Origin of the sequence: Microcystis sp. LEGE 00066 (genome assembly GCF_015207925.1) — a bacterium.
Taxonomy (GTDB): domain Bacteria; phylum Cyanobacteriota; class Cyanobacteriia; order Cyanobacteriales; family Microcystaceae; genus Microcystis; species Microcystis ichthyoblabe_A.
Map to the genome: position 1 here is coordinate 1 of NZ_JADEVX010000164.1, position 9461 is coordinate 9461.

Here is a 9461-nt window from a genome sequence, read left to right on the forward strand (position 1 = left end):
GGTGTGGGGTGTGGGGTGTGGGGTGTAGGGTTTTACCGATTTTGAGGTAGTCAGTTACCTAATTTTCAGGGAAAAAGTCCCAGAATTTTACCCCCGATCACTCCAATGGTCAGCACTTTTTGAGGGGAAAAAAGTCTAAAAGCCTTATCCAACAAGGTTTTTAGATTTATTCAGCCAGCCCTGGCTAGGAAAAGCTCTTAGGCTGAGATGTTTTCTGTCAGCAGGATATTTATACCATTTTAGCCGTAATTTTAGTTAAACTGGCTAAATATACTCGGAAATATCCTCTTGACAATCATCGGCTAAGTATGATAGGGCGCGGAAGCGTAAACCGACTAATTGTTCGTAGAGAGGATTTAACTTGCACAGGGGCGGAATATGCACTAATTTATGACCAAAAAGCACGATATCGCGTTCAAAAGGACATTGAGGCGGCACCATTTTGCAGATAAACCGGGCCAAGCGCGGATCGTGCATTTCCACCCCATCTAACCAGTCTTTGAGGGGATGCAGCAGATCTGGGTGGGGATGTTCGGCACTGATAAACTCGGATTTATTCGCTTCTGTGGTAATTTCGGGAATTTCACAGATAGTATGTTCTAAAGCTGACAAGGCCTCGATTTCTAACCCGAAAGCATCCCGATAACTACGCAGTAATTGCGCTTCTGCGGGGGAATAAATGCCGTCGGCGATCGCTACCATAACCGCCGTGCGGAGGAAGTTTTCTGATATTTTGGGGTCATGACCGAAACTTGCGGCCAATTCTTCGGGACTAATCGATTGATAGAGAACGTGGTCGTCATCTAATTCTAATTCGTGAGCGAAACGGGCGATCGATTCCTGTTCGCTGGTGCTATAATCCCCATCACACCAGGCAATTGTCAGTAATCCCCGTAACCAGTCCCTAACTTGTTCGTTAGTGTAGCGGTATTGAACAGAGCTAACCATAGGTATTCCTAAAACTGATTTCTAGTTTCTCAATTTAATTCTACCCATCGCCCCCGGATTCTAGTGGCCCCCGTTCATATCATTTAACTATAGCCAATAACCCATGGTCAGCTAGGAAGTTTTCGTTTTTCAGACGGCATAATCGGGCAGTTTTCGCCCCTAGGAGCAGGGGTAAGGGTTTTTGCTGCTTGTACCTTCCCCAACCGCGTCAGTCCTACTGAAAAGGCGGATTCCTAGTATTAACGGCCAATACCGAGGTAACGGAAACCAGCTGCTGTCACCACCGCAGGATCGAGGAAATTGCGACCATCAATTAACACGGGTTCGCGCATGGTTTTAACCATTTTGCCGTAGTCGAGACGGAGGAATTCTTGCCATTCCGTCACCACCACCAAAGCGTCACAACCATCGGCCAATCTTTCTGGATCCGATTCGATAATCACACCGCTTAAACCGTGACTTAAACCACTTTGGGAAACGATCGGATCATAGGCTTTTACCTTAGCACCTAAACGATTTAACTGTTCGATCATAGTTAAAGCCGGAGCATCGCGCATATCATCGGTATCGGGTTTAAAAGTTAATCCCAACAAACCGACGGTTTTACCCTTGAGGATTTTTAATTCCTGTTGCAGTTTTTCGATCGCGATTGTCCGTTGACGTTTGTTAACATTGATAGCGGCGTTAAGTAATTCCGTTTCATAACCGTAGTCTTCTGCGGTATGTACCAAAGCCGACACATCTTTGGGGAAACAGGAACCCCCCCAACCGATCCCGGCCGAGAGAAACTTGCTGCCGATACGGGAATCTAAACCGATACCTTTAGCCACTTGGGTGACATCGGCCCCGACGCGATCGCAGATGTTAGCTACTTCGTTAATAAAGCTGATTTTGGTGGCTAGGAAGGCATTAGCGGCGTATTTAATCATTTCTGCCGAACTGAGATCCGTGACCACTACGGGAACGGGAGGCAAGGAGGGATCTTCAGAGAATTGACGTTCAACCAAAGGCGCGTACAATTCCTTCATCATTTCGATGGCTTTCGGGTTATTACTGCCTAAAACAATGCGATCGGGGTTAAAAGTATCATAAACCGCCGAACCTTCGCGTAAAAATTCGGGATTACTGACCACATCGAATTCCGCTTCAATGCGTTCTAGTGTACTAATACCGCCACCAGCGGCCACGAGATTTTTTTGTCTCTCGGCCACTCCATCGAGGACGATCATCCGTACCCAATCCCCGGAACCGATGGGAACGGTAGATTTATTGACGATTACTTTATAACCACCGTTGAGATGGGCCCCAATACCCCGGGCCACCGCTTCCACATAACGGGTGTCACTTTCCCCCGTGGGTAGTGCTGGTGTACCAACAGCGATAAAGAGGATTTCGCCGTGTTTAACTCCCGCTTCTAGGTCCGTGGAAAATTCCAGATTGCCGGAGGCTGCCGAAGACTGCATTAATTCCGATAACCCCGGTTCATAGATGGGGGATTGTCCCGATTTCATTAATTTGACTTTTTCTTCATTGTTGTCAATACAGATAACATGATGGCCGATATGTGCTAGACAAACCCCCGTGACTAAACCCACATAACCCGTTCCGATAACACAAACACGCATGATAATCACTCCGGTGACAATTAAGTTAAATTTATTGATTAGGGATTAGCTGAGACGAGAACGGAAATCCTCGATCGTCATTTTTAAACCCTGACTTAGAGGAATAGTGGGACTCCAATCCAAATAGGTTTTAGCACGAGTGATATCCGGTTGTCGTTGCTTGGGATCATCTTCCGGTAGTGGTTTATAGACTAATTCGGCCTCGGGATTAATCATGCCTTGGATCACTTGTGCTAATTCCAGAATTGTGTATTCGTCGGGATTGCCGAGATTAACCGGCCCGATAAAGTCCCCATTCATCAAACGCATTAACCCTTCCACTAGGTCAGAAACATAGCAAAAACTGCGGGTTTGGGAACCTTGACCATAAACCGTCAGGGGTTGACCGCGCAAAGCTTGCACGACGAAATTACTCACCACTCGACCATCGTTTTCTAGCATTCGCGGGCCGTAGGTGTTGAAAATCCGGGCCACCCGGATATCGACTTTATGTTCCCGATAATACTCAAAAGCCAGGGTTTCCGCCACCCGTTTACCCTCGTCATAACAGGAACGCGGTCCAATGCAGTTGACATTACCTCGATATTCTTCCGTTTGGGGATGCACATCGGGATCGCCATAGACTTCTGAGGTAGAAGCGAGCAAAAATCGCGCTTTTACCCTTTTAGCTAGGCCCAGCATATACAGAGTCCCTAAAACATTGGTTTTAATCGTTTTTACTGGGTTATATTGATAGTGGATTGGGGAAGCAGGACAGGCCAGGTGATAAATCTGATCAACTTCTAGACGGATCGGCTCGGTTATATCGTGACGAATTAGCTCAAAATAAGGATTTCCTAGCCATTTAACGATGTTTCGCCGCACCCCCGTGTAGAAGTTATCCAGACAGATCACTTCATGACCCTGTTCCATCAAGCGATCGATTAGATGGGAACCGATAAAACCCGCACCGCCTGTAACTAGGATTCTCATGTAATTGACAAGTAAACATATAAAATTATTCTTAAAATACCCTTACGCTGGCTTTTTGGCAAATCTTTTTTTTGACGGGGTGTTATCAGCGATCGCCGATGCCAGGCTAATGGCTGAATAATGGCTGGGTAATCCTTAAAAAATGTAACAATTTTCGTAGTCATCCCTACAGAGTTCTATATTGTCCAATCTTGTAGGCGTAAATTAGGTATTTGAGAGAAATCACGATAATTGCGTGTTACTAAAATACTTTTTTCTGATAAACTAATCGATGCAATTCTTAAATCTTGTGTTCCTATACGAATTTTTTGCTCCCGTAATTCTCTGAAATGATAATGAGCTTCTAAAGTATAGTTAAAAATTTTAAATTTGCTCAGATAATTAACTATATCTCTCAAACCTTGATAGCCTTTGATTAACTTTTCATATTGATTGCTTTGAGAGTATTTTCTGATCACGCTGAACCATCCTCTTACTTGTTCTTCTAAAGTAATAATTGTTATAGTCGTATCATCAGGATCGATAGACGCTAATCTCCAAACTAAGTTCGGATGTAGTTTTTGCAGTAGGGTTATATGATCGGTATCTAATATATATTGAGTCACGGTGTTTCAACTTGTTGACTGTCTTCTTGGTCAACTTTTTGACGATAGGTTTCTATACTCTCTATGACTTCATCTAAGAGGGGATTATAGGTTAGTGTAACTGGTATATTGAGCAGTGGATGCTCTTGTTGTTGTTTTTTCTGCGCTAATTTTTCAAATAATTGGTTTTGTTCTTCTAAAGAAAGTTGATCGATAGATTCTATAATCTGACTAAGAGAAAGATGAGGAGTCATAAATTACAAGCCTTTTTGACTAGATATTGATGCTAGTGTAGCATAATTCCCTTCGCTAACAGCTTTAAAACAGATCCTACAGTAATCCGCATTTTTCTGATAGTTCCCTAGTGGTACAAACAGGATGCCTGTAAATGACATTGATGCAATTGGTAGCAGAGGCATCCGCCGCCTGTAAAGAGATAGAAAGATTTAAGGTTAGAACAAGGCCAGCATCTGTTATACTCTAATACGGAAGAAACTCCCTTGTCAAATTTGGCCAAATTCGGGCAAAATAGGGGATGTAAATTTTATACACTATTTAGTATTATTTTGATAGGACTAAAGAGGCTAGATTATGATCAGTGCCGAGCAAAATAAGCTATTTATCCTGATTGATGGGCATTCTTTGGCTTTTCGTGCCTATTATGCCTTTGCTAAGTCTCGTTCGGGACCGCTGCGTACTTCTACCGGCATTCCCACCAGTGTTTGTTTTGGGTTTTTAAATTCTCTGCTGCAGTTACTAGAAACTCAAAAACCCACTTATTTAGCAGTTGCTTTTGATTTAGCAGTCCCTTCTTTTCGCCATGAAGCTGATGTTAATTATAAGGCTAATCGGCAAGAAACTCCCGAAGAATTTCGCCCCGATTTAACTAATCTGCAAAGTCTCTTGGCAGCGATGAATATTCCTATTGTGACTTCTCCGGGTTATGAAGCAGATGATGTTTTAGGAACTTTGGCAAAACAGGCCGGCGATAATGGTTATACAGTCAAGATTTTAACAGGCGATCGAGATTTATTCCAATTGGTAGATGAGGAGAAAAAAACCACGGTTCTCTATCTGGATATCAATGCAGTCAAAAGTACATCGGGACAGGGTTATACAGAATTTAATTCCCAAGCTGTCACGGAAAAGTTAGGGGTGACACCAAAACAGGTAGTAGATTTTAAAGCTCTTTGCGGTGACAAGTCTGATAATATCCCCGGGGTGCGCGGAATTGGCGAAAAAACAGCGATAGATTTATTAAAAAAATACGATAACTTAGACGATATATATACCAATCTGGAATCGATTAAGGGAATGGTAAAAACTAAATTATTAGAGGGAAAACCCGCCGCAGAAAGTTCTCGCTATTTAGCCAAAATTTCCCTTGATGCCCCCGTTAGCCTCGAAGAGGATAAATTTCGTCTCCGAGGTTTTGATCGACGTTTAGTTAAAGCTTTATTGGAAAGATTAGAGTTAAAGAAAATTCTCCAGAAACTCGATCAAATTCAACAGCATCTAGGTGGCACTCCTACCCTAGAATTAACTAGCGATGCTGATGCTAATCAATTGTCTCTGTTTGATTTACCCCCTATTTCTCCACCAGTTCTAATTGCTCCTGACATTATTGATACTATTCCTAAGTTAGATGCTTTACTGGCAAAATTAACAACTTTCACCAATCCACATTTTCCTGTCGCTTGGGATACCGAAACCACGGATTTAAATCCTCGTGTAGCCAAATTAGTCGGCATCGGTTGCTGTTGGGGAAAAGAATTAAATGCTATGGCCTATATTCCCATCGGCCACCAGAACGGTGATAATTTAAATCTAGAGATAGTCCTCGAAAAATTACGCCCAATTTTAGCCAGTGATAATTATCCGAAAGTCTTCCAGAATGCGAAATTTGATATCGATGTTTTTTATCATCAAGGAATTACCGTTAAAGGTCTAGTTTTTGATACTATGGTGGCTAGTTATGTCCTCCATCCCGAACTAACTCATAATCTCGAAGATTTATGCGATCGCTATTTAGACGGTATCACTTCCCTTAGTTATAAAAGTCTCGGTATTCCTGGGGGAAAAACTATCGCTGATTTAGATATTACCACTACTGCTAACTACTGCGGATTAGATGCCTACGCTACCTATTTACTTCGAGAAAAATTACAGGCAGAATTAACTAAAATTCCCTCTTTATATCAATTATTCTCAGAGGTAGAATCTCCCTTAGTCATGGTGCTGTGGCAGATGGAAAATTATGGTATAAAAATTAATATCAATTATCTAAAAAACTTGTCCCAGCAACTAGAAAGAGACTTAGCAGACATAGAAAAAAAAGCTTATGAATCCATCGGAGAAACTTTTAATCTTGGCTCTCCTAAACAGTTAAGTGAAATCCTTTTTGATCGATTAGCACTCAACCGCAAAAAATCCAGAAAAACTAAAACAGGTTACTCCACCGATCAAAGTGTTTTAGAGAAACTACAAGGAGATCATCCCTTAATTGATTATATCCTTGAACATCGCACCTTATCCAAATTAAAATCCACCTATGTGGATGCTTTACCGAAATTAGCCGAACCAAAAAACGCAAGAGTACATACAGATTTTAATCAAACTATCACCAGCACCGGACGCTTATCATCCTCCAATCCTAACCTGCAAAATATCCCCGTTCGCAGTGAATTTTCTAGGCGAATTCGTCAAGCTTTTATCCCCGAAGATGGTTACTTATTAGTATCAGCGGACTACTCACAAATCGAGTTAAGAATTCTTGCTCATCTCAGTCAAGAACCAGTTTTATTAGAAGCGTATCGTAGTAATCAAGATGTTCATAAAGTCACCGCTCAATTGCTCTTTGATAAAGGGGAAATTACCCCCGAAGAACGCAGTTTAGGAAAAACAATTAACTTCGGGGTTATTTATGGCATGGGAGCGCAAAAATTCGCCCGTGAATCGAAATTAACCGTAGAACAGGGCAGAAAATTTATTGAAAAATATCATCAACGTTATGCCCAAGTATTTCAGTATTTAGAGAATAGCAAAAAACAAGCGATCGCTCAGGGATATGTAGAAACTATTTTGGGTAGAAGACGTTATTTTAACTTTGATAATCCCCTCTTAAAAAGACTGCGGGGACTGTCCTTACATGACATCGATTTAGATAGCCTCAAACTCAACAACGAGGAGGCACAATTATTAAGATCGGCCGCTAATGCGCCCATTCAGGGTTCCAGTGCTGATATTATTAAAGTAGCGATGGTAAAATTGGCCGAGGTACTACAAAATTATCGAGCCAGATTACTGCTGCAAGTCCATGATGAATTAGTCTTGGAAGTACCGAGGGAAGAATGGCCATCCCTAGAGTCAAAAATCAAGACGACTATGGAAGAAGCTGTCTCTTTGACAGTCCCTCTCTTGGTAGAAATAAAAGCCGGTGACAATTGGATGGAAACCAAATAAAACTATGATCGAAAACAGACAATTTTTAACCCCAGAAGAATCCGCAGATGTGGACGCTGCCCTCTTGACTTCTCCCGAAAAATTCCTGACTCGTTTAACGATTTCTTCCCTACGCTTACTAAAAATAATCGCCGAGGATACGGGAGTAACCCTAGAAGAATTAACCCATAAACAGGTCATTCAATGGCTAGAAAAAGATAGTCAACTGCGTCGGGAACAGGGGATCGAAGCGGCAGTGCTGAAATGGTAAATAAACTATTAAAAAATCAGCTACCCCTGACAATTTATGCTAGTTTTTAGCTATAAAGTTACTGGAGTTACAACAATGACAATTACCCTAAAAGTGCCTAGTATTGCCTGTGAAGGTTGCGCTAATACCATTACTAAAGCGATTAACAATCAGCAACCGGCAGCCCAAATATCGGTGGATGTAGCCAATAAAATCGTCACGGTAGAAACCACCGCATCCCCCGCAGAAATTGCCCAATGGATCAGCGAAGTCGGCCATATTGTTGAGTCTAGCAGTGAGGGTTGACATCCTCCCCCGTTAAAAATATACCTCTGTAAAAATCAAAAATTGTCGTGATTATTGTTGAATGTCATCTCGAATACTGCTCGACTGAAACCTTCTACAAAGCTAAGTGCTTTATTTGCTATGTCAATCATGAACATAACACACCTCTGCTGTTGCTAAAACACGCTCACGAATATGATGATTAAGAGATTTGATGGTAACGAGATCAATAGTACGTCCATCAAATAATTGAGATAATTCTTCTTGAATTTGATGAAGTTTGAGAAAACTAGGGGTAAAACCAAGTTCAAACTCAACGAGCATATCAATATCACTATCTGCGGTAAAATCATCTCGTAAAACTGAACCAAATAAGGAAAGTTTATGAATATGCCAATGTTGGCAAAGTTGTGAGAGTTTTTCTTGAGGAATTTTCATATTTTTGTGTTCATCAGATTAGGTTTACTCCCAAGCTTTCTAGTTGTTGATTTATCCAAGCGGTTGCCGTTTCTTCCTCGGTTTCTATTGCTTTTTCCACTCCTATTTTAGCAATTTCTAGGCGTTAAATTTTCCCCCCTTTTTAAGGGGGGATTAAGGGGGGATCGAAAGATTTAGCTGCTCACAAACCGCCTCAAAATTTCTTAATACCTGCGAATTCGTGAATCTAATAACTTTTAATCCATAGCTTTCTAATCGCGCAGTTCTCTCTTTATCATAGGCTTTTCCCTCATCCGTAAAGTGAGTATCTCCATCAATTTCAATCACAAGTTTGAGGCTAGGGCAATAAAAATCAACAATGAAATGATCAATGGGGCGTTGTCTTAGGACTTTGAATTTGAAATTTTTTAGATAGGAATACCACAGCTTTTTCTCTGCTAAGGTCATGTTCTTTCGCAGTTCTTTCGCTCTGGCTACTAGGGCAGTATTATAAGGTAGATGAAAGTCGCTGTTGTTTAGGTTCATTGATCCCCCATACCCCCCTTAAAAAGGTTCATTGATCCCCCCTACCCCCCTTAAAAAGCTATCCATTAGTCAGATCTTTCTTAACAAAAAGAGAAGAAACTTAAAAAAAGGGGAAACGATTGATAGGTATAGTTTTGAAAGAAGGAATTAAGGTGGAGGTAAGCAAAAAAATGGAGAAATGGGCAGCCCAAGAATTACAATATGCAGACCTAGGGGACACCAGAAGAAAGAAAAGGTTAATCAGTATCGTAGAAAACTTGGCCAGTCAACCTAGTACAAGTGTGCCACAAGCTTCGGGAAATCTAGCCGCAGCGAGTGCCACCTACGACTTTTGGAATTCCCCCTATTTTCACCCCTCAGATATAATTGCCGCCCAAGCTAAAAGTACAGTAG

At 41.6% G+C, this 9461-nt stretch carries 11 protein-coding genes; 4 read left to right on the top strand and 7 right to left on the bottom strand.

All coding sequences use genetic code 11. The features are described 5' to 3' along the window. Nucleotides 1–264: 264 nt before the first annotated feature. The 5 genes from IQ224_RS18395 to IQ224_RS18415 form a co-directional block, all read right to left on the bottom strand. Complete coding sequence (locus IQ224_RS18395; RefSeq protein ID WP_002746178.1) at nucleotides 265–948, bottom strand: Mo-dependent nitrogenase C-terminal domain-containing protein; 684 nt, start codon at nucleotides 946–948, stop codon at nucleotides 265–267. 239 nt (nucleotides 949–1187) lie between these two features. Further along, nucleotides 1188–2573: a UDP-glucose/GDP-mannose dehydrogenase family protein gene (locus IQ224_RS18400; protein WP_002746179.1), complete on the bottom strand. Its 1386-nt coding sequence runs from the start codon at nucleotides 2571–2573 to the stop codon at nucleotides 1188–1190. A 45-nt stretch (nucleotides 2574–2618) separates the two neighbouring features. After that, nucleotides 2619–3545, bottom strand: coding sequence for a UDP-glucuronic acid decarboxylase family protein (locus tag IQ224_RS18405; RefSeq protein ID WP_002746182.1), 927 nt, complete (start codon nucleotides 3543–3545; stop codon nucleotides 2619–2621). Nucleotides 3546–3721: 176 nt separating this feature from the next. Then, nucleotides 3722–4150, bottom strand: a complete 429-nt coding sequence (locus tag IQ224_RS18410; protein WP_002746186.1) for a type II toxin-antitoxin system VapC family toxin — start codon at nucleotides 4148–4150, stop codon at nucleotides 3722–3724. Beyond that, on the bottom strand, nucleotides 4147–4383 hold the full coding sequence (locus IQ224_RS18415) for a hypothetical protein (protein WP_002746188.1): 237 nt from the start codon (nucleotides 4381–4383) through the stop codon (nucleotides 4147–4149). Before IQ224_RS18415 ends, IQ224_RS18410 begins: the two co-directional genes overlap by 4 nt. Before the next feature lie 337 nt (nucleotides 4384–4720). Here IQ224_RS18415 and polA point away from each other — a divergent pair, with 337 nt between their 5' ends. From polA to IQ224_RS18430, 3 genes are read left to right on the top strand one after another with little or no spacing between them, the layout of a single operon-like run. Next, nucleotides 4721–7591 carry a DNA polymerase I gene (gene polA / locus IQ224_RS18420; protein ID WP_194033328.1) on the top strand — a complete coding sequence of 957 codons (2871 nt, stop codon included), beginning with the start codon at nucleotides 4721–4723 and terminating at the stop codon, nucleotides 7589–7591. A 4-nt stretch (nucleotides 7592–7595) separates the two neighbouring features. Continuing rightward, nucleotides 7596–7841 carry a hypothetical protein gene (locus IQ224_RS18425; RefSeq protein WP_002746191.1) on the top strand — a complete coding sequence of 82 codons (246 nt, stop codon included), beginning with the start codon at nucleotides 7596–7598 and terminating at the stop codon, nucleotides 7839–7841. A 36-nt stretch (nucleotides 7842–7877) separates the two neighbouring features. Beyond that, nucleotides 7878–8126, top strand: a complete 249-nt coding sequence (locus tag IQ224_RS18430) for a heavy-metal-associated domain-containing protein (RefSeq protein ID WP_002746192.1) — start codon at nucleotides 7878–7880, stop codon at nucleotides 8124–8126. A 123-nt stretch (nucleotides 8127–8249) separates the two neighbouring features. On the opposite strand, the gene IQ224_RS18435 is transcribed toward IQ224_RS18430, so the two are convergent. Together IQ224_RS18435 and IQ224_RS18440 are read right to left on the bottom strand one after the other, a co-directional pair. Beyond that, nucleotides 8250–8543 (bottom strand): nucleotidyltransferase family protein, encoded by a 294-nt coding sequence (locus IQ224_RS18435; RefSeq protein WP_002746193.1) that lies wholly within the window; start codon nucleotides 8541–8543, stop codon nucleotides 8250–8252. Between the two features lie 153 nt (nucleotides 8544–8696). Next, entirely contained in the window at nucleotides 8697–9068 is a 372-nt protein-coding gene (locus tag IQ224_RS18440; RefSeq protein WP_002759989.1) for an endonuclease domain-containing protein, read from the bottom strand. Between the two features lie 170 nt (nucleotides 9069–9238). Here IQ224_RS18440 and IQ224_RS18445 point away from each other — a divergent pair. Continuing rightward, the coding region (locus IQ224_RS18445) for a transposase (RefSeq protein ID WP_130757148.1) at nucleotides 9239–9461 on the top strand (223 nt) is incomplete at its 3' end.

What these genes read in the sequence shown, in the direction of transcription:
- IQ224_RS18415 (WP_002746188.1), bottom strand. Translation starts at nt 4,383, where the DNA reads ATGACTCCTCATCTTTCTCTTAGTCAGATTATAGAATCTATCGATCAA.
- polA (WP_194033328.1), top strand. Translation starts at nt 4,721, where the DNA reads ATGATCAGTGCCGAGCAAAATAAGCTATTTATCCTGATTGATGGGCAT.
- IQ224_RS18425 (WP_002746191.1), top strand. Translation starts at nt 7,596, where the DNA reads ATGATCGAAAACAGACAATTTTTAACCCCAGAAGAATCCGCAGATGTG.
- IQ224_RS18435 (WP_002746193.1), bottom strand. Translation starts at nt 8,543, where the DNA reads ATGAAAATTCCTCAAGAAAAACTCTCACAACTTTGCCAACATTGGCAT.
- IQ224_RS18400 (WP_002746179.1), bottom strand. Translation starts at nt 2,573, where the DNA reads ATGCGTGTTTGTGTTATCGGAACGGGTTATGTGGGTTTAGTCACGGGG.
- IQ224_RS18395 (WP_002746178.1), bottom strand. Translation starts at nt 948, where the DNA reads ATGGTTAGCTCTGTTCAATACCGCTACACTAACGAACAAGTTAGGGAC.
- IQ224_RS18405 (WP_002746182.1), bottom strand. Translation starts at nt 3,545, where the DNA reads ATGAGAATCCTAGTTACAGGCGGTGCGGGTTTTATCGGTTCCCATCTA.
- IQ224_RS18430 (WP_002746192.1), top strand. Translation starts at nt 7,878, where the DNA reads ATGCTAGTTTTTAGCTATAAAGTTACTGGAGTTACAACAATGACAATT.
- IQ224_RS18440 (WP_002759989.1), bottom strand. Translation starts at nt 9,068, where the DNA reads ATGAACCTAAACAACAGCGACTTTCATCTACCTTATAATACTGCCCTA.